The 25,277-nt window shown below is 76.3% G+C and carries 3 protein-coding genes and 2 pseudogenes; all 5 read left to right on the top strand.

Annotated elements, in window-relative coordinates:
- The first annotated feature begins 359 nt into the window (after positions 1-359).
- The 5 genes and pseudogenes from AMK13_RS19775 (at position 360) to mhpA (ending at position 25,218) form a co-directional block, all read left to right on the top strand.
- The gene (locus AMK13_RS19775; protein ID WP_074003443.1) at positions 360-14,075 is read left to right on the top strand and encodes a type I polyketide synthase; all 13,716 of its coding nucleotides are present in this window, start codon (positions 360-362) and stop codon (positions 14,073-14,075) included.
- A 65-nt stretch (positions 14,076-14,140) separates the two neighbouring features.
- A pseudogene (locus tag AMK13_RS19770) lies at positions 14,141-19,429 on the top strand (type I polyketide synthase); the annotation flags it as partial.
- A gap of 283 nt (positions 19,430-19,712) precedes the next feature.
- Positions 19,713-22,802, top strand: a pseudogene (locus tag AMK13_RS19765) (type I polyketide synthase); the annotation flags it as partial.
- A gap of 5 nt (positions 22,803-22,807) precedes the next feature.
- Positions 22,808-23,596: an arylamine N-acetyltransferase family protein gene (locus AMK13_RS19760; RefSeq protein WP_074003794.1), complete on the top strand. Its 789-nt coding sequence runs from the start codon at positions 22,808-22,810 to the stop codon at positions 23,594-23,596.
- Positions 23,593-25,218: a bifunctional 3-(3-hydroxy-phenyl)propionate/3-hydroxycinnamic acid hydroxylase MhpA gene (mhpA, locus tag AMK13_RS19755; protein ID WP_074003440.1), complete on the top strand. Its 1,626-nt coding sequence runs from the start codon at positions 23,593-23,595 to the stop codon at positions 25,216-25,218. The genes AMK13_RS19760 and mhpA overlap by 4 nt, the downstream gene beginning before the upstream one ends.
- The last annotated feature ends 59 nt before the right edge of the window (positions 25,219-25,277 follow it).

Raw genomic sequence — 25,277 nt, 5'->3', positions numbered from 1 at the left:
GCCCACGCCCGGCGGGGCGGCGCCGTTCCCACCCACCGCTCAGCCGCCGGCCGCGCCCGCTACCCCTGCCCCGTCCACCGTGATTAGGGCCCGTATAGGGGGTCGGATAGGGGCGGCCCGGAGCCCCCGCCGCACGAGACTGTGACCGGCGGGAATTCGCGTACGGCCGCCCCGGAAAGGCCGCCCGGCAATTGCGCCGGCCCCGTACCGCGACATTCCGGCCAGGAAATGCAAGCCCCATTCCGCCGCCGCCCACCCCTGGTGCCGGGCGGAAATCGAATGCCCCCGCCCGAGGCCCGAACCGGGCCGACCGGAACAGACCCCGAACCAGCCCTGAACCGACCCAAGGAAGTGACGGCATGTTGCGCACCGAGCTGATCCGGCCGCTGCCCGAACTGCTGGCCGAGCACGCCCGCGACAGCTCGGACAAGACCGCGTTCCGCGACGCCGTCCGCGGCGTGACCTACGGCGAGCTCCACGCCCGCACCGGCCGGATCGCCGGCCACCTCGCCGACCTGCGCCTCCAGCCCGGCGACCGGGCCGCGATCCTGCTCGGCAACAGCGTCGAGGTGGTGGAGGCCTACTTCGGCATCCTGCGCGCCGGCGCCATCGGCGTCCCGCTCAACCCGCACGCCACCGAGGCCGAACTCACCCACCTGCTGGACGACAGCGGCGCCCGCGTCGTCATCACCGACGCCGCCCGCGCCGCCGGCCTGGACGCCCTCGCCCGCGGCCGGGCCGACCTGCGGGTGATCGTCACCGGCGAGGGCCCCGTCCCGGCCGGCACCCTCTCCTTCGAGACCCTGGCCCGCACCGACCCCGCCACCCCCGCGCGCGACGACCTCGGCCTCGACGACCCAGCCTGGATGCTCTACACCTCCGGCACCACCGGCCGGCCCAAGGGCGTGCTGTCCACCCAGCGCAACTGCCTCTGGTCGGTCGCCGCCTGCTACGTGCCGGTGCCCGGCCTGAGCGCCGAGGACCGGGTGGTCTGGCCGCTGCCGCTGTTCCACAGCCTCTCCCACATCGCCTGCGTGCTGAGCGTCACCGCGGTCGGCGCCACCGCCCGCATCCTCGACGGCTTCGCCGCGCGGGACGTCCTGGAGGCCGTCCGCGAGGAGTCCGCGACCTTCCTGGCCGGCGTGCCCACCATGTACCAGCAGCTGGTGCGCGCCGCCCGGGAGGACGGCTTCACCGCGCCGGCCCTGCGGATGTGCCTGGTCGGCGGCGCCATGACCACCGCCGCGCTGCGGCGCTCCTTCGAGGAGGCGTTCGGCGCGCCGCTCATCGACGCCTACGGCTCCACCGAGACCTGCGGCTCGATCACCGTCAACTGGCCCACCGGCGCCCGCGTCGAGGGCTCCTGCGGCCTGCCCGTCCCCGGCCTGGGCGTGCGCCTGGTCGACGTGGAGACCGGCCTGGACGCCGCCGACGGCGAGGAGGGCGAGGTCTGGGTGCGCGGCCCGAGCGTGATGCTCGGCTACCACAACCAGCCCGAGGCCACCGAGCAGGCGCTGCGCGGCGGTTGGTACCACACCGGCGACCTCGCCCGGCGGGACGGCTCCGGCTACTTCACCATCACCGGCCGGATCAAGGAACTCATCATCCGCGGCGGCGAGAACATCCACCCGGCCGAGGTCGAGGAGGTGCTGCGCGGCGTGCCCGGCGTCGCGGACGTCGCCGTCGTCGGCAAGCCCCACGAGGTGCTCGGCGAGGTGCCGGTGGCCTTCCTGGTGCCCGGCCCCGGCGGCCTCGACCCGGAGGCCCTGCTGGCCGCCTGCCGGGAACGGCTCTCCTACTTCAAGGTCCCCGAGGAGCTGTACGAGACGGAACGCATCCCGCGCACCGCCTCCGGCAAGATCACCCGGCACGTGCTGCTCGACGCGCCCGCCCGGCTGCGGGCCGCCGGCGGCAGCCACTACGAGCACCTCTTCCGCGTCGACTGGCTGCCGCTCTCCTCCGTCCCCGGCGCCCGCTCCGCCGCCGGCACCTGGGCGGTGCTCGGCGCGGACGCCTTCGGCCTCGCCGACGCCCTCGGCGCCGCCGCCCACCCCGACCCGGCCGCGCTGGCCGCGGCCGGCCCGCTGCCCGATGCCGCCGTGCTCGGCGTCGGCGCCGGCCTGCGCACCCCTGGGCCGCTCGCCGCCGACGTCGAGGAGGCCGTGCGCGCCCTCGACGGGCAGCTCACCGCCTGGCTCGCCGAGGAACGGCTCGCCGACACCGCGCTGGTCGTCGTCACCCGGGGCGCCGCCGGCCCCGGCGGCGCCACCGACCTCGTCCAGGCCGCGCTGCGCGGCGTGGTCCGCGCCGCCCGGGTGGCGAACCCCGGCCGGTTCCTGCTGGTCGACCTCGACGCGGAGGAGAACGCCGCCGACGCCCTGGCCACCGCCGTCGCCTCCGGCGAACCCGAACTCGTCGTCCGCTCCGGCGTGGCGCTGCGCCCGCGCGCCGCCCGGGTGTCCGCCGCGCTCGCCCACGGCGAGCCCGGCGCCCGCTTCGACCCGTGCCGCACCGTCCTGGTCACCGGCGCCGACGGGCCGGCCGCCGCCGCCGTCGCCCACCACCTGGTGGCCGGACGCGGCGTGCGCCGGATCCTGCTCACCAGCCCGCACGGCCCCGCCGACCGGGCCGCCGCCGAACTCGCCGGACGGCTCACCGCCGCCGGCGCCGAGACCACCCTCAGCGCCCTCGACCTCGCCGACCGCGACGCCCTCGCCGACTGGCTGGCCGGCCCGGGCACGCGCTTCAACGCCGTCGTCCACACCCCCGGCGCGGCCTTCCCCGGCCTCGGCGCCGCCCTCGCCGCCGCCGTCAACCTGCACGAACTGACCGCCGGCACCGAGCTGTCCGCCTTCGTCGTGCACACCCCCACCGTCGGACCGCTCGGCACCCCCGGCGCCCCCGGGGAGGCCGCCGCCGCGGCGTTCCTCGACGCCCTCGCCCACCACCGCAGCCGCCACGGCCTGCCCGGCCTCGCCCTCATCACCGGCCCCGCCGACGGGGACGGACGCCCCGTGCCGCCCGGCCTCGGCCGGCTCACCGCCCAGGAGAGCGCCGCCGCCTTCGACGCCGCCCACCTGGCCGACCACACCTCCCTGCTGCTGCTCCGGCTCGACCCCGAAGGGCTGGACGCCCTCGCCCCGCAGGACGTCCCGGCCCTGCTGCGCGACCTCATCGACACCCCGGCCGGCCCGAGCGCCCCGGACACCGCGACCGCCGCCGCGCTGCGCCGCCGCCTGGCCGGCCGCCCGGCCGCCGACCGGCAGCGCAAGCTGCTCGACCTCGTCCTCGCGGAGACCGCCGGGCTGGCCGGCGACGGCCCCGACCCGATCCGCCCCGACGGCCCGTTCAAGGACCTCGGCTTCACCTCCGCCACCGCCGTCGAACTGCGCGGCCGCCTCACCGCCGCCACCGGCCTGCGGCTGCCCGCCACCCTCGCCTTCGACCACCCCAACCCGACCGCCGTCGCGGCCTTCCTGCTGAACGCGCTGACCGGCCGTCCGGCCACCGCCGCCCGGCCCGCGCCCGTACCGTGCACCGTGCCGCCCGCCGAGGACCCCGTCGTCATCGTCGGCGCCGCCTGCCGGCTGCCCGGCGGCGTCGCCTCCCCGGCCGACCTGTGGCGGCTGGTCGCCGAGGGCACCGACGCGATCACCCCCTTCCCCGCCGACCGCGGCTGGGACCTCGACGCCCTCTACGACCCGGACCCGGCCGTCCCCGGCACCTCCTACGCCCGCCACGGCGGATTCCTGCACGACGCGGGCGAGTTCGACGCCGCCTTCTTCGGGATCTCCCCGCGCGAGGCGCTCGCGACGGACCCGCAGCAGCGGCTGCTGCTGGAGACCTCCTGGGAACTGCTGGAGCGCGCGGGCATCGACCCGACCTCGCTCAAGGGGCAGCCGGTCGGCGTCTACGCGGGCCTGATGTACCACGACTACGCCACCGACCTCGCCGAGGTCCCGGACGGCCTGGAGGGCTACCTGGGCACCGGCAACGCCGGCTCGGTCGCCTCCGGCCGCATCTCCTACACCCTCGGCCTCGAAGGCCCGTCGGTGACGGTGGACACCGCCTGCTCCTCCTCCCTGGTGGCCCTGCACCTGGCCGCCCAGGCGCTGCGCGACGGCGAGTGCACGCTCGCCCTGGCCGGCGGCGCCGCGATCATGGCCCGGCCCACCTCCTTCGTCGAGTTCTCCCGCCAGCGCGCGCTCTCCGCCGACGGCCGGGCCCGGGCCTACGCGGACGGCGCCGACGGCACCGCCTGGGCCGAGGGCGTGGGCCTGGTGCTGCTGGAGCGGCTGTCGGACGCCCGGCGGCTGGGGCACGAGGTGCTGGCGGTCGTCCGGGGTTCGGCCGTCAACCAGGACGGTGCGTCCAATGGCCTCACCGCCCCGAACGGCCCCTCGCAGGAGCGGGTGATCCTCGCCGCCCTCGCCAACGCCGGGCTGACACCCGCGGACGTCGACGCCGTCGAGGGGCACGGGACGGGGACCTCGCTGGGCGACCCGATCGAGGCGCAGGCGGTGCTGGCCACCTACGGCCAGGGCCGTCCGGCCGAACAGCCGCTCTGGCTGGGGTCGTTGAAGTCCAACATCGGCCACGCCCAGGCCGCCGCCGGCGTCGCCGGCGTGATCAAGATGGTCGAGGCGCTGCGCCACGGCGTGCTGCCGAAGAGCCTGCACATCGACGAGCCCAGCACCAAGGTGGACTGGGAGTCCGGTGCGGTCGCCCTGCTCACCGAGGAACGGGCCTGGCCCGAGGTCGACCGGCCGCGCCGGGCCGCCGTCTCCTCGTTCGGCGTCAGCGGAACCAACGCCCACGTCGTCCTGGAGCAGGCCCCCGCCCAGGAGCCGGCGCACCGGGCGGTGCCCGCCGGACTCGACGGCGAACCCGACGCCGGCTCCGGCACCCCGGTGCCCTGGCTGCTCTCCGCCCGTTCCCCCGAGGCCCTGCGCGAACAGGCCGAACGGATCGCCGGGTTCACCGAGGCCAGGCCCGTCGCCGAGGCGCCGGCCGTGGCCCGCGCGCTCGCCGGCTCCCGGGCCGCGCTGGAACGGCGGGCCGTCGTGGTCGCCGCCGACCGGGCGCGGGCGCTGAGCGGGCTGCGGGCCCTGGCCGAGGGGGAGGCCGTGGCCGGGCTGGTGTCCGGTCGGGCGGAGGTGAGCGGTCGGTCGGTGTTCGTCTTCCCGGGCCAGGGTTCCCAGTGGGCCGGGATGGGGCGTCGGCTGCTCGCCGAGTCCGCGGTGTTCGCGCGGGCTCTGGAGGAGGCCGCGGAGGCACTGAAGCCCTATGTCGACTGGTCGTTGCTCGATGTGGTGAACCAGGTGCCGGGTGCCGCTTCGCTGGAGCGGGTGGACGTGGTGCAGCCGGTGTCGTTCGCGGTGAACGTCGCGCTGGCCCGTCTCTGGGCGTCGCTGGGTGTGGTGCCGGACGCGGTGGTGGGTCACTCGCAGGGGGAGATCGCGGCGGCGCACGTCGCCGGGATCCTCTCGCTGGAGGACGCGGCCGCTGTGGTGGCGCTGCGGTCGCAGGCCATCGCCCGTGGTCTGGCCGGACGCGGCGGCATGGTGTCGGTCGGGTTGCCGCTCGCCGAGGTGGCCGACCGGCTCCCCGCCGGGGTCGAGGTCGCGGCCGTCAACGGCCCCTCCTCGGTCGTCGTCGCCGGTGATCCGGCCGGCCTCGACACCGTGGTGGCCGCCTTCGAGGAGCGCGGCGCCCGGGTGCGCCGGATCCCCGTCGACTACGCCTCCCACACCGCCCACGTCGAGTCCATCGAGGCCGAACTCGCCGAGCTGCTGGGTTCGGTGAAGCCGCAGCCGGCCGTCGTCCCGTTCCTGTCGACGGTCGAGGGCCGCTGGCTGGAGGGCCCGGAGCTGGACGCCGGGTACTGGTACCGCAACCTGCGGCAGACCGTCCGCTTCGCCGACGCCGTCGAGACCCTGGCGGGTGAGGGCTTCCGGGCGTTCGTCGAGGTCAGCGCCCACCCTGTGCTCGCCCACGCCGTCGTCGAGGCTCTGGAGGAGGCCGTCCAGGCGCCGACCGTCGTCAGCGGCACGCTGCGGCGCGAGGACGGCGGCTGGGACCGCGTCCTGCTCGCCGCCGCCGAGCTCCACGTGCGCGGCCTGCCCGTGGACTGGTCCACGGCCCACGCCGGGGCCGACACCGTCCGCCCCTCCGAACTGCCCACCTACCCCTTCCAGCACCAGCGCTACTGGCTCCGGCCGGGCCGCTCCGCCGGCGACCTCGCCGCCGTCGGCCTGGACAAGGCCGGCCACCCGCTGCTGGAGACCGAACTGCGGCTCGGCACGGAGGAAGGCGCCGTCTTCACCGGCCGGATCACCGAACGCACCCTGCCCTGGCTGGCCGACCACCGGGTCGGCGGCGCGACGCTGCTGCCCGGCACCGCGCTGCTCGACGCCCTCGCCCACGTCGGCCACCGGCTCGGCGCGCCCACGGTCGAGGAACTGACCGTCTCCGCCCCGCTCGTCGTCCCGGACGGCGGCGGCCTCGACCTCCAGGTCCACGTCGGCGAGGCCGAGGACGGCCGCCGCGCCGTCCGGCTGCTCACCCGCACCGGCCCCGGCCTGCCCTGGCACGCCAACGCCACCGGAACGCTCGCCCCCGAGGGCCCGGAGCCCGCCACCGCCGACGACCTGACGGTCTGGCCGCCCGCCGGAGCCCGCCCGCTCGACACCGACGGCCTCTACGACCGGCTCACCGTCGCCTACGGCCCCGCGTTCCACGCCGTCGAGGCCGCCTGGCTCGCCGACGGCCGCCTCTACGCCCAGCTCCGCCTCCCCGATACCACCACCGACGCCGCCGCCTACGGCCTGCACCCCGCCCTGCTGGACGCCGCCCTCCACCCGCTCGGCGAGGCCGGCCTCCTCCCCGGCGCCGACGTGCCCAGGCTCGCCTTCTCCTGGGCCGGCGTGCGCCTGCACGCCACCGGCGCCGAGGCGCTGCGCGTGGTCGTCACCCCCGCCGGCCCCGACACCCTCACCATCCGGGCCGCCGACGACACCGGAGCCCCCGTCGTGGACGTCGAGGCCCTCACCGTGCGGCCGGTGGACCCGCGCGGCCTCACCGCCGGTCCGGCGGACGACGCGGCCCTGTTCGAGGTCGACTGGGTCCCCGCACCCGAGGCCGCCGACGCGCCCGCCGACGGGCCCGCGGACTGGACCCTCCACGGCGACCTGCCCGAGGACGGCGCCCTGCCGCCCCTCGTGGTCCTGCCCGCCGGCGTGGGCGCGCCCTCCGACACCGTGCCCGAGCGCGCCCACGCCGTCGGCCACGACGTCCTGCGGGCGCTCCAGGCCTGGCTGGCCGACGACCGGACGGCCGACTCCCGGCTCGTCGTCGTCACCCGGCGCGGCGAACTCGTCCAGGAACCCGTCCGGGGCCTGGTGCGCACCGCCCAGTCGGAGAACCCCGGCCGCTTCGTCCTCGTCGAGGCCGACGACCCGGCCGACGCCGCCCGGGCGGTGGCCGCCGCACCGGACGACGAACCGCAGCTGGCGCTGCGCGACGGGCGACGGCTGGTCGCCCGCCTGCGCCGCCCGGCCGCCCGGCCCGCCCCCGCGCAGGACGCGCCGTCCCCGCTGGCCGGCGGCACCGTCCTGGTCACCGGCGCCAACGGCGGCCTGGGCCGCCTGGTGGCCCGTCACCTCGCGGCGGTCCACCGCGTCGCGGAACTCGTGCTCCTCTCCCGCTCCGCCGTGCCCGCCGACCTGCTCGAAGAACTCGCCGCGCACGGCACCCTGGTCCGTGCCGAGGCCGTCGACACCGCCGACCGCACCGCGCTGGCCGTCGTCGTCGACACCCTCGCCGACCGGCTGACCGGCGTCGTCCACGTCGCCGGGATCGTCGACGACGGCGTCATCGAAGCGCTCGACGCCGCCAAGTGGCACAGCGTGCTGCGCCCGAAGGTCGACGCCGCCTGGCACCTGCACGAGCTCACCGCCGGCCTCGACCTGGCCGCCTTCGCGCTCTACTCCTCCGCCTCCGGCGTCCTCGGCGGCTCCGGCCAGGGCAACTACGCGGCCGGCAACGCCTTCCTCGACGGCCTGGCCGCCCACCGGCGCTCGCTCGGACTGCCCGCCGTGTCGCTCGCCTGGGGCCTGTGGGCCGAGGCCGCCGGCATGGGCGGCCGGCTCAGCGACACCGACCTCGCCCGGATGGCCCGGGTCGGCACCCGCCCCCTCTCCGCCGACCAGGGCCTCGCCCTCCTGGACGCCGCACTCACCGGCGAGCCCGCGGCCGTGGTGCCGATCAGGCTCGACGTCACCGGCGTCCGGACCGAGGACCTCCCGCCGCTGCTGCGCGACCTGGCACCCGCCGCCCGCACGCCCCGCGCCCTGCGCCGGGCCGCCGCCCGCACCGCCGCGGACGGCGCCGGCACCCTCGCCCGGCGGCTCGCCGGACTCTCCGCCGCCGACCGCGACGGACTGCTGACCGCCCTCGTCCGCGACACCGCCGCCGCCGTCCTCGGCCACGGCTCGGCCGCGGCACTGGACGTCGACAAGGCGTTCAAGGAACTCGGCATCGACTCGCTCACCGCCGTCGAACTCCGCAACGCCCTCGGCACCGCCACCGGCCTGCGCCTGCCCGCCACCCTGGTGTTCAACTACCCGACGCCCAAGGCCCTCGCCGCCCACCTCGCGACCGAACTCGTCGGTGAGGAACCGGCCCCCGCCGCCCCCGCCACCCCCGCGGCACAGGCCGCCGGGACCGAGGACGACCCGATCGCGATCGTCGCCGTCGGCTGCCGCTTCCCCAGCGGCCTCGACTCCGGCGAGGACCTCTGGCGCTTCGTCGCCGCCGGCGGCGACGCCGTCACCGGCCTGCCCGCCGACCGGGGCTGGGACCTCGACGGCAGCTACGACCCCGACCCCGACGCCCCCGGCCGCACCTACGTGCGCGGCGGCGGATTCCTGCCCGGCATCGCCGACTTCGACGCCGCCTTCTTCGGCATCAACCCGCGCGAGGCCCTGGCGATGGACCCGCAGCAGCGCCTGCTGCTCGAAGTCGCCTGGGAGACCCTGGAGCGCGCCGGACTCGACCCCACCGCCCTGCGCGCCACCCCGACCGGCGTCTTCATCGGCACCCACGGCCAGGACTACGGCACCCAGGGCACCGGCGGCGCCGCCGACGAGGGCTACCTGGTCACCGGCAACGCGGGCAGCGTGCTCTCCGGCCGCCTCTCCTACGCCCTCGGCCTGGAGGGACCCGCGATCACCGTCGACACCGCCTGCTCCTCCTCGCTGGTCGCCCTGCACCTCGCCGCCCAGGCGCTCCGCGCCGGGGAGTGCACGCTGGCTCTGGCCGGCGGCGCCTCGGTGATGTCCACGCTCGAAGGCCTGGTCGGCTTCTCCCGGCAGCGCGGCCTCGCCGCCGACGGCCGGAGCAAGGCCTTCGCCGACGCAGCCGACGGGTTCGGGATGTCCGAGGGCGTGGGCCTGCTGCTGCTCGAACGGCTCTCCGACGCCCGGCGGTTGGGGCACGAGGTGCTGGCGGTTGTCCGGGGTTCGGCCGTCAACCAGGACGGTGCGTCCAACGGTCTGACCGCCCCGAACGGTCCCTCGCAGGAGCGGGTCATCCGGGCAGCGCTCGCCAACGCCAGGCTGACGGCCGCCGACGTCGACGCCGTCGAGGCGCACGGCACCGGCACCCCGCTCGGCGACCCGATCGAGGCACACGCCCTGCTCGCCACCTACGGCAAGGACCGCCCGGCCGAACAGCCGCTCTGGCTCGGGTCGGTGAAGTCCAACATCGGCCACACCCAGGCCGCCGCCGGTGCGGCGGGCGTGATCAAGATGGTCGAGGCGCTGCGCCACGGCGTACTGCCGCGGACCCTCCACATCGACGCGCCCTCCTCGCACATCGACTGGTCCTCGGGCGGCATCGCCCTGCTCACCGAGCGGCGGGCCTGGCCGGAGGCCGACCGCCCGCGCCGGGCCGGCGTCTCGGCGTTCGGGGTGAGCGGGACGAACGCGCACGTGATCCTGGAGCAGGCGGAGCCGGCCGACGGCGCCGAGCCCATCGACGGAGCAGCAACGCCCGCTGACGCCGGGGAGAACGTGGTCCCCTGGGTGGTCTCGGCCGCCTCGGAGGCGGCGCTGCGTCAGCAGGCCGCGCGGCTGGCGGCCTTCGCGGAGGGGCAGCCGGCGCCGGACCTCGCCGCCACCGCCCGGGCACTCGTCACCGCGCGCACCCGGTTCACCGAGCGTGCCGTGGCCGTCGGCGCCGACCGGGCCGCGCTCGTCGCCGCCCTGAAGGCCCTGGCCGAGGGGGAGGCCGCGGCCGGGCTGGTGTCCGGTCGGGCGGAGGTGAGTGGTCGGTCGGTGTTCGTCTTCCCGGGTCAGGGTTCCCAGTGGGCCGGGATGGGGCGTCGGCTGCTCGTCGAGTCCGCGGTGTTCGCGGAGGCGCTCGGTGAGGTCGACAAGGCTCTGAGGGCTTATGTCGACTGGTCGTTGCTGGATGTGGTGAACCAGGTGCCGGGTGCCGCTTCGTTGGAGCGGGTGGACGTGGTGCAGCCGGTGTCGTTCGCGGTGAACGTCGGCCTGGCGCGCCTCTGGGCGTCGCTGGGTGTCGTTCCTGACGCGGTGGTCGGCCACTCGCAGGGCGAGATCGCGGCGGCGCATGTCGCGGGCATCCTCTCGCTGGAGGACGCGGCGGCGGTGGTGGCGCTGCGGTCGCAGGCCATCGCCCGGGGTCTGGCCGGACGCGGCGGGATGGTCTCGGTCGGGCTGCCGCTCGTCGAGGTGGCCGACCGGCTCCCCGCCGGGGTCGAGGTCGCGGCCGTCAATGGCCCCTCCTCGGTGGTGGTGGCCGGTGACCCGGCGGGTCTGGACACGCTCGTCGTCGCGTACGAGGAGCAGGGCGTGCGCGTGCGGCGGATCGCCGTCGACTACGCCTCGCACACCTCGCACGTGGAGTCGATCGAGGCCGAACTCGCCGAGCTGCTCGGCGCCGTGAAGCCCCAGCCCGCCGCCATCCCCTTCCTCTCCACCGTCGAGGGCCGCTGGCTGGAGGGCCCGGAGCTGGACGCCGGGTACTGGTACCGCAACCTGCGGCAGACCGTCCGCTTCGGCGACGCCGTCGAGACCTTGGCGGGTGACGGTTTCCGGGCGTTCGTCGAGGTCAGCGCGCACCCCGTGCTCGCCCACGGCATCGTCGAGGCCCTGGAGGAGGCCGTTCAGGCGCCGACCGTCGTCACCGGGACCCTGCGCCGCGAGGACGGCGGCTGGGACCGCGTCCTGCTCGCCGCCGCCGAACTCCACGTGCACGGCCTGTCCGTGGACTGGTCCACGGCCCACGCCGGAGCCGGCACCGTCCGTCCCTCCGAACTGCCCACCTACGCCTTCCAGCACCAGCGCTTCTGGCTGGAGCCCGTGGCCGCCACGGGTGACGTGACCGCGTTCGGGGTCGCCGCCGCCGAGCACCCGCTGCTCGGCACCCTGGTCGAACTGCCCGACGGGGGAGAGGTGTTCACCGGACGGCTGTCGGTCCGATCGCACCCGTGGCTGGCCGGCCACGCCGTCTCCGGGACGGTCCTGCTGCCCGGCGCGGCCTTCCTCGAACTCGCCCTGCGGGCGGGGGAGCGGACCGGTCTCGGCCGACTCGACGAGCTGGTCGTCGAGGCGCCCGGGATCCTGCCCGAGCGCGGTGGCCTCCAGGTCCGTGTCACGGTCGACCCGGCCACCGCCGACGACGACCGCCGGGCCGTCCACGTGCACTCGCGGCCCGAGGACGCGGAGGGCGGCGTGTGGACCCGGCACGCCACCGGCTTCCTGGCGGCCGAGACCGCACCGGAGTTCGGCTACGAGGCGTGGCCGCCGGCCGGCGCGGAGCCGGTCGCCCTGGACGGATTCTACGAGCGGCTGGCCGAGGCGGGCTACGAGTACGGCGACGCGTTCCGGGGCCTGCGGGCCGCCTGGCGGTCGGGCGAGGAGGTGTTCGCCGAGGTCGCGCTGCCGGAGGAACTGACGGACTCCGCCGGGCGGTTCGGACTGCACCCGGCCCTGCTGGACGCGGCCCTGCAGTCCGCCAACCTGGGCGCGGCGCCGGTGGCCGGACCGGGGGAGGTGCTGCTGCCGTTCGCCTGGAACGACGTGGCCCTGTACGCGTCCGGGGCCACCGCGCTGCGGGTGCACTCCCGCCGGGAGGGCCCGGACAGCGTCTCCTTCGCGCTGACCGACCCGGTCGGCCGGCCCGTCGGTGCCGTCGGGGCGCTGGTCCTGCGGCCGGTGGCGCCCGAGCGGCTGTCCGCCGCCCGGGACACCGCCGCCGAGCACCTGTACCGCGTCGACTGGGCGCCCGCCGACCTGCCGCGGGCGGCGGACCGCCCGTCCGGGGACGATGTCCTCGACTTGACCCGCGTCCCCGAGGGGTTGCCGGTGCCGCAGGCGGCCCGGGCACTCGTCGGCGCCGCGCTCGGCGGGATCCAGGAGCACCTGGCCGGTGACTCCGCCGGCCCGCTCGCGGTCCTGACCGCGCACGGCGCCGGGGACCCGGCGGCGGCCGCCGTCCGGGGCCTGGTCCGCACCGCGCAGCTCGAACACCCGGGCCGGATCGTCCTGGTGGACACCGACGGCTCGGCGGTGCCCGCCTCACTGGTGGCCGACGCGCTCGCGTCCGGCGAACCCCATGTCGCCTGGCGCGACGGGACCGCGGTGGTGCCGCGCCTGGCGCGTGCCGAGGCGCCCACCGGCACCGGCCCGGTCCTGGATCCGGCGGGGACGGTGCTGGTGACCGGTGGTACGGGGACGTTGGGCGGGTTGGTGGCCCGGCATCTGGTGGAGTCGCACGGGGTGCGGCGGCTGCTGTTGGTGAGCCGTCGCGGCGTGGCGGCGCCGGGTGCGGCGGAGTTGGTGGCCGGACTCGAGGCGCTCGGTGCCGAGGTGGAGGTGGTGGCCGCCGATGTGTCGGACCGTTCGGTGGTCGACGACCTGGTGCGTCGGGTCCCGGTGGAGCGTCCGCTGACGGCGGTGGTGCACACCGCCGGCACGCTGGCCGACGGCGTCTTCGAGACGCGGTCGGCGGAGGAGCTGGGGGAGGTGTTCGCCCCGAAGGCGGACGCGGCCTGGCACCTGCACGAGGCGACCGCGGGCCTGGGTCTGGCGGCCTTCGTTCTCTTCTCCTCCGGCGCGGGCGTGTTCGGCAGTGCCGGGCAGAGCCTGTACGGGTCGGCGAACGGCTTCCTGGACGGCCTGGCCGGGTGGCGCCGTGAGCGGGGTCTGCCGGCGGTGTCGCTGGCCTGGGGCCTGTGGGCTCAGGCCAGCGGCCTGACCGGGCACCTGGACGAGGCCGATCGCGCCCGGCTGGCCCGGGGCGGCCTGGCGGCCATGGCGACGGAGGAGGCGCTGGCGCTGTTCGACGCCGCGCTGCGGTCCCCGGAGGCGCTGCTGGTCCCGACCCGGCTGGACCGCGACGCGCTGCGCGGGCAGGCGGCGGGCGGCGAACTGAACCCGCTGCTGCGCGGCCTGGTCCGCACCCCCCGCCGCACCGCCGCCACCGCCGGGGCACCGGCCGGCGACGGCCGTGAGGTCCTGTTCCGCAGGCTCTCCGCGGTGGGCGAGACCGAACAGCTCCGGCTGCTCCTGGACCTGGTCCGGGCCAGCGCGGCCAAGGTGCTCGGCCAGAGCATCGACGAGACGGTGAAGCCCGCTCAGGCGTTCAAGGACGTCGGCTTCGACTCGCTGACCTCGCTGCGGATCCGCACCAGCCTCACCGAGGCCACCGGTGTCCGGCTCCCGGCGACCCTGGTCTTCGACCACCCGACCCCGGCCGCCGTCGCCGAGCACCTGCGGGACCGGCTGGGCCTGGCGGGCTCGGTGGCCGTGCCGCCCGTCCTGCTCGAACTCGACCGGCTGGAGCAGGCGTTGGCGGCCACGGCCGGGACGGCCGGCGCGTCCGGGGCGCCCGACGGACTGCGCGCCCAGGTGGCCGCCCGGCTGGAGGCCCTCACCGCCCGCTGGGCGGAGTCGGGCGAGGAGCCCGAGGCCGAGGGCGTCGACCTGGGCGCCGCCTCGGACGACGAGCTCTTCGACCTGATCGACAACGAACTCGGCCTTTCCTGATGACGGATACGAGGAAGAACCCCATGTCGAACGACGACAAGCTGCGCGACTACCTCAAGCGCGTCACGGCCGACCTCCAGCAGACCAGGCGCCGCCTGCGCGACGTCGAGGCCCGGCGCACCGAGCCGATCGCCATCGTCGGGATGGCCTGCCGGCTGCCCGGCGGCGTCGCCTCCCCGGCCGACCTGTGGCGCCTGGTCCACGACGGCACCGACGCCATGGCCCCGTTCCCCCGCGACCGGGGGTGGGACGTGGACGGCCTGTACGACCCCGACCCGGACGCCGCCGGGAAGACCTACGCCGAGGAGGGCGGCTTCCTCGCCGACCCGGGCGGCTTCGACGCCGCGCTCTTCGGGATCTCCCCGCGCGAGGCGCTGGCGACGGACCCGCAGCAGCGGCTGCTGCTGGAGGCCTCCTGGGAGGCCCTGGAGCGGGCCGGCATCGACCCGGCCTCGCTCAAGGGGCAGCCGGTCGGCGTCTACGCGGGCCTGATGTACCACGACTACGCGCACCACGTGCTCAACCTCCCGGAGGGCCTGGAGGGGTACTTCGGGATCGGCAACTCGGGCTCGGTCGCCTCCGGCCGGGTCTCCTACACCCTCGGCCTCGAAGGCCCGTCGGTGACGGTGGACACCGCCTGCTCCTCCTCCCTGGTCGCCGTCCACCTGGCCGCGCGGGCGCTGCGCGACGGCGAGTGCACGCTGGCCCTGGCCGGCGGGGTCGCCGTGATGGCCACGCCGGAGGTGTTCGTCGACTTCGCCACCCAGCGCGGCCTGGCGCGCGACAGCCGCTGCAAGGCGTACGCGGACGGCGCCGACGGGACCGGGCTCGCCGAGGGAGTCGCCGTCCTCCTGCTGGAGCGGCTGTCGGACGCCCGGCGGCTGGGGCACGAGGTGCTGGCCGTGGTCCGGGGTTCGGCCGTCAACCAGGACGGTGCGTCCAACGGCCTCACCGCCCCGAACGGGCCCTCGCAGGAGCGGGTGATCCGGGCGGCCCTCGCCAACGCCCGGCTGACGGCGGCGGACGTCGACGCCGTCGAGGGCCACGGGACGGGGACCTCGCTGGGCGACCCGATCGAGGCGCAGGCGGTGCTGGCCACGTACGGGCAGGGCCGTCCGGCCGAACAGCCGCTCTGGCTGGGGTCGTTGAAGTCCAACATCGGCCACACCCAGGCGGCGGCCGGTGCGGCCGGTGTCATCAAGATGGTGGAGGCGCTGCGGCACGGCGTGCTGCCGAAGAGTCTGCACATCGACACACCCACCTCGAAGGTCGACTGGGACTCGGGCGCGGTCGCGCTCCTCACCGAACGCCGCGACTGGCCGGAGGTCGACCGGCCGCGCCGGGCCGCCGTCTCCTCCTTCGGCGTCAGCGGCACCAACGCCCACGTGATCCTGGAGCAGGCCCCGGTCGGGGACGCCCCGCAGCCGGACGCCGAACCGACCGGTGCCGCACTGCCGTTGGTGCTGTCGGCCGCCTCCGAGGACGCCCTGCGGGCCCAGGCCGGCGCCTGGGGCCGGCTCCTGGCCGAGCAGCCGGACACCGGCCTGGCCCGTACCGCCCGCACCCTCGTCACCGCGCGGGCCGCGCTGGAGCAGCGCGCCGTGGTGGTGGCCGCCGACCGCGCGGACACGGTGGCGGCGCTGGACGCGGTGGCACGGGGGGAGGCCGCGGCCGGGCTGGTGTCCGGTCGGGCGGAGGTGAGTGGTCGGTCGGTGTTCGTCTTCCCGGGTCAGGGTTCTCAGTGGGTGGGGATGGGTCGTCGGCTGCTCGCGGAGTCGGCGGTGTTCGCGGAGGCGCTCGGTGAGGTCGACAAGGCTCTGAGGGCTTATGTCGACTGGTCGTTGCTGGATGTGGTGAACCAGGTGCCGGGTGCCGCCTCGTTGGAGCGGGTGGACGTGGTGCAGCCGGTGTCGTTCGCGGTGAATGTCGGTTTGGCGCGGCTGTGGGCGTCGCTGGGTGTGGTGCCGGACGCGGTGGTGGGTCACTCCCAGGGGGAGATCGCGGCGGCGCATGTCGCGGGCATCCTCTCGCTGGAGGACGCGGCGGCGGTGGTGGCGCTGCGGTCGCAGGCCATTGCCCGGGGTCTGGCAGGACGCGGCGGCATGGTGTCGGTCGGGTTGCCGCTCGCCGAGGTGGCCGGCACGCTGCCGGACGGCGTCGAGGTCGCCGCGGTCAACGGCCCCTCCTCGGTGGTCGTGGCCGGTGACCCGGCCGCGCTCGACACCCTGGTGACCGGGTACGAGGAGCAGGGCGTGCGGGTGCGCCGGATCCCGGTGGACTACGCCTCGCACACCTCGCACGTGGAGTCGATCGAGGCCGAACTCGCCGAGCTGCTGGTTTCGGTGAAGCCGCAGCCGGCCGTCGTTCCGTTCCTGTCGACTGTTGAGGGCCGCTGGCTGGAGGGTCCGGAGCTGGACGCGGGGTACTGGTACCGCAACCTGCGGCAGACCGTCCGCTTCGCCGACGCCGTCGACACCCTGGCGGGCGAGGGCTTCCGGGCGTTCGTCGAGGTCAGCGCACACCCCGTGCTCGCCCACGGCATCGTCGAGGCCCTGGAGGAGGCCGTCCAGGCGCCGACCGTCGTCACCGGGACCCTTCGGCGCGAGGACGGCGGCTGGGACCGCGTCCTGCTCGCCGCCGCCGAACTCCATGTGCACGGCCTGCCCGTGGACTGGTCCACGGCCTTCCCGGACGCCGCAGTCCTCCCCGCCTCCGAGCTGCCCACCTACCCCTTCCAGCACCAGCGCTACTGGCTGGAGACCCGCCCCGCCACCGACGTGGGCGCCGCCGGGCTGGCGCCCGTCGGGCACCCGCTGCTGGGCGCGGCGGTGCAGCTGCCCGAGGGTGGGGCGCTCCTCACCGGGCGGCTCGACTCGAAGGACCACCCGTGGCTCGCGGACCACGCCGTCGCCGGCACAGTCCTCGCCCCGGGGGCCGCGCTGCTGGAGCTGGCCTCGCGGGCCGGCGACGAGGCGGGCACGCCCACCGTCGAGGAACTGGTGATCGAGGCCCCGCTGCTCGTCCCCGGACGCGGCGACCTGCAGCTGCACCTGCGGGTGGACGCGCCGGAGGACGACGCCGCCGACAGCCGGCGGCCGTTCGCCCTGTACTCGCGGCCCGAGGACGCGGAGGGCGGCGTGTGGACCAGGCACGCCACCGGGTTCCTGGGCGGCGAGCAGGCGCCGGACACCGTCGCCCCCGGCGCGTGGCCGCCGGCCGGCGCGGAGCCGGTCGCCCTGGACGGCTTCTACGAGCGGCTGGCGGACCGCGGCTTCGGCTACGGACCGGCGTTCCGGGGGCTGCGGGCCGTCTGGCGGCTCGACGGCGAGGTGTACGCCGAGGTGTCCCTGCCCGCCGGCCGGGCCGCCGAGGACTTCGGCATCCACCCTGTGCTGCTGGACGCCGCTCTGCAGGCCACCAACTTCCTGGGCATCGCCGAGCCGGAGCCGGGCCACGTCCTGCTGCCGTTCGCCTGGAACGACGTGGCCCTGTTCGCCACGCGTCCCACTGCTCTGCGGGTGCACGCCCGGCAGACCGGCCCGCACGCGTTCTCGCTCGTCCTCACCGACCCGACCGGCGGACCGGTGGCCTCGGTCGGTTCCCTGTCGCTGCGGCAGGTGCCGGTCGACCGGCTGGCCGGCCTCGGCGGGGCCGGAACCGACCACCTCTACCAGGTGGGCTGGACGCCTCTCGTCCTGCCCGCCGGTGCCGCCGGTGTCGCCGCCCCGGCGGTGCTGGACCTGACCGCCGGGACGGCCGAGGGGCCCGAGGGCGCCCGGGCGCTGGTCGGCCGGGTCTCGGAGTTCCTGCACCAGGGACTCACCGATCCCGACCGGAGCGGGGCGCCGCTGGCGGTCGTGACCGGGCCCCCGGACGCGGACCCGGCGGTCAACGCGGTGTGGGGGCTGGTCCGTTCGGTCCAGCAGGAGCAGCCCGGCCGGATCGTGCTCCTCGGCGGCGAGGGAACGGGCTTCCCCGCCGCGGCGGTGGACCCGTCGGTGGTGGGCGGCCTGCTGGCGTCGGGCGAGACCCAGGCGCTCTGGCGCGACGGCGGTGTGGTGGTGCCGCGTCTGGCGCGTGCCTCCGCTCCGGCCTCCGCCGACGGGCACGGCGTCCTGGATCCGGCGGGGACGGTGCTGGTGACCGGTGGTACGGGGACGTTGGGCGGATTGGTGGCCCGGCATCTGGTGGAGTCGCACGGGGTGCGGCGGCTGGTGCTGGTGAGTCGTCGTGGTGCGGCGGCGCCGGGTGCGGCGGAGCTGGTGGCCGGGCTCGAGGCGCTGGGTGCCGAGGTGGAGGTGGTGGCCGCGGACGTGTCGGACCGTTCGGTGGTCGACGGCCTGGTCCGTCGGGTCCCGGTGGAGCGTCCGCTGACGGCGGTGGTGCACACGGCCGGTGCGCTGGCCGACGGTGTGTTCGAGGGGCAGCCCGCAGGGCGGCTGGGGGAGGTGTTCGCGCCGAAGGCGGACGCGGCCTGGCACCTGCACGAGGCGACCGAGGGCCTGGGTCTGGCGGCCTTCGTCCTGTTCTCCTCCGGCGCCAGTGTGTTCGGGAACGCCGGGCAGAGCCTGTACGGGTCGGCGAACGGGTTCCTGGACGGTCTGGCCGGGTGGCGTCGTGAGCGCGGTCTGCCGGCGGTCTCACTGGCCTGGGGCCTGTGGGCTCAGGCGAGTGGGCTGACCAGGCACCTGGACGAGGCGGACCGGGCCCGGCTGGCCCGGGGTGGTCTCAAGGCCCTGGCGACGGAGGAGGCGCTGGCGCTGTTCGATGCCGCGTTGCGTTCTCCGGAGGCGGTGCTGGTCCCGACCCGGTTGGACCGTGAGGCGCTGCGCGGGCAGGCGGCGGGCGGCGAGTTGAACCCGCTGCTGCGCGGCCTGGTCCGCACGCCCCGGCGCACCGCCGCCACCGGTGCGCCCGCCGACGACGCGGCGGACTTCGCCGCCCGGCTGGCCGCGCTGCCGGAGCGCGAGCAGCACCGCGAGGTCCTCGACCTGGTGCGCTCCGCCGCCGCCGCCGTCCTCGGGCACCCGTCCAAGAACGCCGTCGCCGCCGCCCAGGCCTTCAAGGAGGCCGGGTTCGACTCGCTCGGCGCGGTGCAGCTGCGCAACCGGCTGGCCCGGGCGACGGGCGTCCGACTCCCGGCGACCCTGGTCTTCGACCACCCGACCCCGCTCGCGCTCGCCCGCCACCTGCGGTCCGAGCTGCTGCCGGAGCCGGTGGCGGGCCCGGCGGCCGTGACCCCCGAGCCGCGCGCGGCCGGCCCGGACGCGGGACCGGTGCCCGTGGACGGGCCCGCCATCGCGGACCTGGACATCGACGGCCTGGTCGCCCGCGCCCTGCGCGGCCGCGGCTGAACCGCCCACCCGACCGCGCCCGACCCGACCGTGCCCGACCCGTCCGCGCCCGACCCGACCGCGCGGACCCACCGCGCAGACCCACCGAGCCGACGCACCGCGCTCACCGACCCGCGCCCGTTCGTCCGCGCTCGGCGCCCGGCGCACCATCCGAAAGGCTGACATGACCACCACCACCAACGACGGCGCGGCCGCCCTCGACCAGACGGCGAGGCTGGTCGAGGCACTGCGGGCCGCGCTCCAGGACAACGAACAACTCGCCTCCGAGAAGGCCGCGTTGGAGGCGGCGGCCGGTGAGCCGATCGCCATCGTCGGGATGGCCTGCCGGCTGCCGGGCGACATCGCCTCCCCGGCCGACCTGTGGCAGCTGGTCGCCGACGGACGCGACGGCGTGGCCGAGTTCCCCGAGGACCGCGGCTGGGACCTCGACGGACTCTTCGACCCCGACCCGGACCGGGCCGGCCGCTCCTACGTCCGCGAGGGCGGATTCCTGCACGGCGCCGCCGACTTCGACGCCGCCTTCTTCGGGATCTCGCCGCGCGAGGCGCTCGCCATGGACCCGCAGCAGCGGCTCCTGCTGGAGACCTCCTGGGAGGCCCTGGAGCGGGCCGGCCTGGACCCGGCGGGCCTGCGCGGCACGGCCGTCGGCGTGTTCTCCGGCGTCATGTACCACGACTACGCCACCGGACTGCGAAGCGTGCCCGCCGGGCTCGAAGGCTTCCTCGCCACCGGCACCTCCGGCTCCGTGGCCTCGGGCCGGGTCGCCTACACGCTCGGCCTGGAGGGGCCCGCGATCACCGTCGACACCGCCTGCTCCTCCTCGCTGGTCGCCGTCCACCTGGCCGCCCAGTCGCTGCGCAGCGGCGAGTCGACGCTGGCGCTGGCCGGCGGTGTCGCGGTGATGTCCCAGCCCTCGCCGTTCGTGGAGTTCTCCCGGCAGCGCGGCCTGGCGACCGACGGGCGCTGCAAGGCCTTCGCGGACGCCGCCGACGGCACCGGCTGGGCGGAGGGCGTGGCGGTCCTCGTCCTGGAGCGGCTGTCGGACGCCCGGCGGCTGGGGCACGAGGTGCTGGCCGTGGTCCGGGGTTCGGCCGTCAACCAGGACGGCGCGTCCAACGGCCTCACCGCGCCCAACGGGCCCGCTCAGCAGCGGGTGATCCGGGCCGCGCTCGCCAACGCCCGGCTGACGGCGGCGGACGTCGACGCCGTCGAGGGCCACGGCACCGGCACCCCGTTGGGCGACCCGATCGAGGCGCAGGCGGTGCTGGCCACCTACGGGCAGGGCCGACCGGCCGAACAGCCGCTCTGGCTCGGGTCGTTGAAGTCCAACATCGGCCACACCCAGGCCGCCGCCGGTGTCGCCGGCGTGATCAAGATGGTCGAGGCGCTGCGCCACGGCGTGCTGCCGCGGACCCTCCACGTGGACGCGCCGACCACCCAGGTCGACTGGTCGGTCGGGGAGGTGCGGCTGCTGACGGAGGCCCGGCTGTGGCCGGCGGCCGACCGCCCGCGCCGGGCCGCCGTGTCGGCCTTCGGGGTGAGCGGCACCAACGCCCACGTCATCCTGGAGGAGGCGCCCGCCGCGGAGGCGCGGACACCCGCCCCCGAGCCTGCCGCCGTCCCCTGGCTGCTGTCCGCCGCTTCCGCCGGCGCCCTGCGTGCTCAGGCGGAGCGGCTGCTCGACTACACCGAGGCACGCGGCCCGGCACCCGCCGACGCGGCCCGTACGCTGGCCGAGGCCCGGACCCTGCTGGCGCACCGCGCCGTCGTGGTGGCCGACGCGCTCGACGGTCACCGCACCGGCCTGGCCGCGCTCGCGGGCGACGCCGCCTCGCCCGCCCTGGTCACCGGCACGGCGGATGTCGCCGGGCAGACCGTCTTCGTCTTCCCGGGGCAGGGTTCCCAGTGGGCGGGGATGGGGCGTCGGCTGCTCGCCGAGTCCGCGGTCTTCGCGGAGGCGCTCGGTGAGGTCGACAAGGCCTTGACGTCCTATGTCGACTGGTCGTTGCTGGATGTGGTGAACCAGGTGCCGGGTGCCGCCTCGTTGGAGCGGGTGGATGTGGTGCAGCCGGTGTCGTTCGCGGTGAACGTCGGCCTGGCGCGCCTGTGGGCGTCGCTGGGCGTGGTGCCGGACGCGGTGGTCGGTCACTCGCAGGGCGAGATCGCGGCGGCGCACGTCGCGGGCATTCTCTCGCTGGACGACGCGGCGGCCGTGGTCGCGCTGCGGTCGCAGGCCATCGCGCGGGGTCTGGCGGGCCGGGGCGGGATGGTCTCGGTCGGCCTTCCCCGGGAGCGGGTGGCGGGCGCGCTGCCGGACGGCGTCGAGATCGCGGCCGTGAACGGTCCGTCCTCGGTGGTCGTCGCCGGTGACCCGGCCGCGCTCGACACCCTGGTGACCGGGTACGAGGAGCAGGGTGTGCGGGTCCGCCGGATCCCGGTGGACTACGCCTCGCACACCTCGCACGTGGAGTCGATCGAGGCCGAACTCGCGGAGCTGCTGGGCTCGGTGAAGCCCCAGCCCGCCGCGATTCCCTTCCTCTCCACCGTCGAGGGCCGCTGGCTGGAGGGTCCGGAGCTGGACGCCGGGTACTGGTACCGCAACCTGCGGCAGACCGTCCGCTTCGCCGAGGCCGTCGAGACCCTCGCCGCCGCCGAGTACCGGGCGTTCGTCGAGGTCAGCGCCCACCCCGTACTCGCCCACGGCATCGTCGAGGCCCTGGAGGCGGCCTCCGTGCGCGACGCGGCCGTCACCGGGACCCTGCGGCGCGACGAGGGCGGCTGGGACCGCGTCCTGCTCTCGGCCGCCGCGCTGCACGTCCGCGGCGTGGAGGTCGACTGGTCGGCCTCCTACGCGGGCGCCGGCACCCTCCCCGCCTCCGAACTTCCGACCTACCCCTTCCAACACCGGCACTACTGGCTGGAGTCGGTGCCCGTGACGACCACCCCCGCAGGAGATTCCCCGATGGCCACCGAGACCGAGCCCGACACCACCACCGAGGAGGCGCCCGGCGCCGTCCTCGCCCGCCGGCTGGCGGACGCCGACCCGGGGGAGCGCCTGGCCGTGCTGGTCGACGTGGTCCGCACGGAGGTCGCGGCCGTCCTCGGGCACGAGGGCATCGACGAGATCGGGGCGGACGCCGTCTTCTTCGACATCGGCTTCGTCTCGCTGACCGCCGTCGAGCTGCGCAACCGCCTCCAGAACGTCACCGCGCTCGAACTGCCCGCCCTGCTCGCCTTCGACCAGCCCACCCCGGAGCGGATCGCCGGCCACCTCCTCTCCCTGCTCGACGAGACCGTGCCCGACGAGACCGTGCCCGCCGAGACCGTGCCCGCCGAGACCGTGCCCGCCGAGCAGCGGACCGAAGGGAAGTGACCGCCGTGTTCGACACCGCCGCCTACCTCAAGGCCCTCGACTACGACGGCCCGCTCGACCCCACCGCCGACACCCTGCGCGAGCTGCACCGGCGCCACCTGATCGCCATCCCGTACGACTCCTCGCTCAACACCGCCCGCGGCGAGGCCCTGTGGGCGGGCGTCGACATCGACGTCGACGCCGTGTTCGACGCCGTCGTGCTCGGCGGCCGGGGCGGCGTCTGCTACGAACTGAACGGGCTCTTCCTCGCGCTGCTGCGCGAACTCGGCTACGAGACCGGGCTGTTCTCGGCCGGGATCCGGCAGGTGGACGACAGCTTCGGGCCGGACCTGGAGCACGTCCTCGGCTTCGTCCGGCTGGACGGCGACCTCTGGCTGGTCGACGTCGGCTTCGTCGGCCCGTCCTACCTGGAGCCGCTGCGGGTGGTGCCCGACGAGGTGCAGCCGCAGTTCGGCACCGACTTCCGCGTCGTGCGCGCGGACACCGGCCACCACGTGGTGCAGCGCCGGGGCCGGGTCGGCGACTGGCGCGCCGTCTACCGGTTCCACCCGCGGCCGCGCGCCTTCGCGGACTGGCTGGTCCCCTCGCCGGAGCTGGACCGGTTCGCCCGGGCCCTGGCCGGCTCCGGCATCGTGGTGCGCGGCCGGGCCTTCGAGGGCGGCCAGCGGATCCTGATCGGCACCCGCCTGGTCGTCGTCGAGGACGGCACCGAGCGGCTGCGCGGCCTCGCCGACCCGGAGGAGCACGCCCGGGTGCTCGCCGAGATCCTGCGGAAGAACGCGGCCACCGCATGAGCACCCCCGTTCACACCGAGACCGCCGCCGCTGTGGGAGACGGCGACGGCTTCGACACCGACGTCGCGATCGTCGGCTACGGGCCGGTCGGCCAGACCGCCGCCCTGCTGCTGGCCGCCCGCGGCCACCGGGTCACCGTCCTGGAGCGCTTCCCCCGGCCCTACCCGATGCCGCGGGCGGTCTCCTTCGACGGCGAGTCCGCCCGCATCCTCGCCGCCACCGGCGTGGGCGCGGCCCTGGACGAGCACGTCGAGTCCTCCCGGGACTACGTCTGGCACAACGCCGACGGGCAGACCCTCTTCCGGGTGGACGTCGAGGACGCCGGCCGCTCCGGCTGGCCCGACTCCAGCGCCGTCTACCAGCCGGGCCTGGAGGCCGCGTTGGCCGCCCACGGCGAGCGGTACCCCACGCTGCGCGTCCTGCGCGGCCACCGGGTGACGGCGCTCGCCGACCGCGGCGACGCGGTCACGCTCACGGTCGAAGGACCGCGGACCGGCCCGTCGGGCGGCCCGCTCACCGCCCGCTGGGTGATCGGCTGCGACGGCGCCAACAGCGTGGTGCGCGAGGAGGCCGGGCTGACCGCCACCGACTTCGCGTTCTTCAACGACTGGCTGACCTGCGACGTCGTCCCGCACGACGGCCGGGAGTTCGTCCCCAACAACCTCCAGGTCTGCGACCCGGCCCGGCCGCGCACCGCCGTCTCCGCCGGGCCGGGCCACCGGCGCTGGGAGTTCATGCGGCTCGACCACGAGTCGCCCGAGGAGTTCGGCGGCGAGGCCAACGTCTGGAAGCTGCTCTCGCTGTTCGACATCGACCCCGGCAACGCCACCCTGCTGCGGCACGCCGTCTACACCTTCCAGGCGCGCTACGCGGACCAGTGGCGACGCGGCCGGGTGCTGATCGCCGGGGACGCCGCCCACCTGATGCCGCCGTTCGCCGGGCAGGGCATGTGCTCGGGCCTCCGGGACGCCGCCAACCTCGCCTGGAAGCTGGACCTGGTGCTCACCGGCCGGGCCGGCGAAGGGCTGCTGGACAGCTACACCGCCGAGCGGCGCGAGCACGTGCGGCACGCGCTCACCATGTCGATGGACCTGGGCCGGGTCATCTGCCAGACCGACCCGGCCGCGGCCCGCGACCGCGACACCGTCATGCTGGCCGCCCAGGAGCGGGCCCGGCGCGGCGCGGAGGTCGGCGCGGCCCGGCCGCGCACCCCGGTCCAGCCGCTCACGGCGGGCCTGCGGCACGGAGGCGGGCCGGCCGGCGACCTGGTCGTCCAGGGGCGGGTGACGGCGGCCGGCCGGCCCGCCGGGCTCTTCGACGACGTGGTGGGGCGCGGCTTCGTGCTGCTCACCACCGAGCCGCCGGAGAGCCTGCTCACCGCCGGGGACCGCGCCTGGCTGGCCGACCTCGGCGGCCACGCGGTGAGGGTGCTCGCGGCCGCCGACGAGGAGCCCCCGGCGGGCGCGGTGGGCGACACCGACGGGGTGTACCTGCCGTACCTGGCCGAGGCCGGGGCGGTCGCGCTGCTGGTCCGGCCGGACTTCTACGTCTACGGCGCGGCGGCGGACCGGACGGAGCTGGCAACGCTCCTCGAAGCGCTCCGCACCGACCTCGCCGCCTGACGGCCCGTCCGCCGTAACCCGCCTGAACCCGTAGGGAGTTGACCGACCCCTCCCGCGCA

Origin of the sequence: Streptomyces sp. CB02056 (genome assembly GCF_001905545.1) — a bacterium.
Classification (GTDB): Bacteria; Actinomycetota; Actinomycetes; order Streptomycetales; family Streptomycetaceae; genus Kitasatospora.
This window is presented reverse-complemented; position numbering and strand designations above follow the sequence as displayed.

What these genes read in the sequence shown, in the direction of transcription:
- AMK13_RS19775 (WP_074003443.1), top strand. Translation starts at nt 360, where the DNA reads ATGTTGCGCACCGAGCTGATCCGGCCGCTGCCCGAACTGCTGGCCGAG.
- mhpA (WP_074003440.1), top strand. Translation starts at nt 23,593, where the DNA reads ATGAGCACCCCCGTTCACACCGAGACCGCCGCCGCTGTGGGAGACGGC.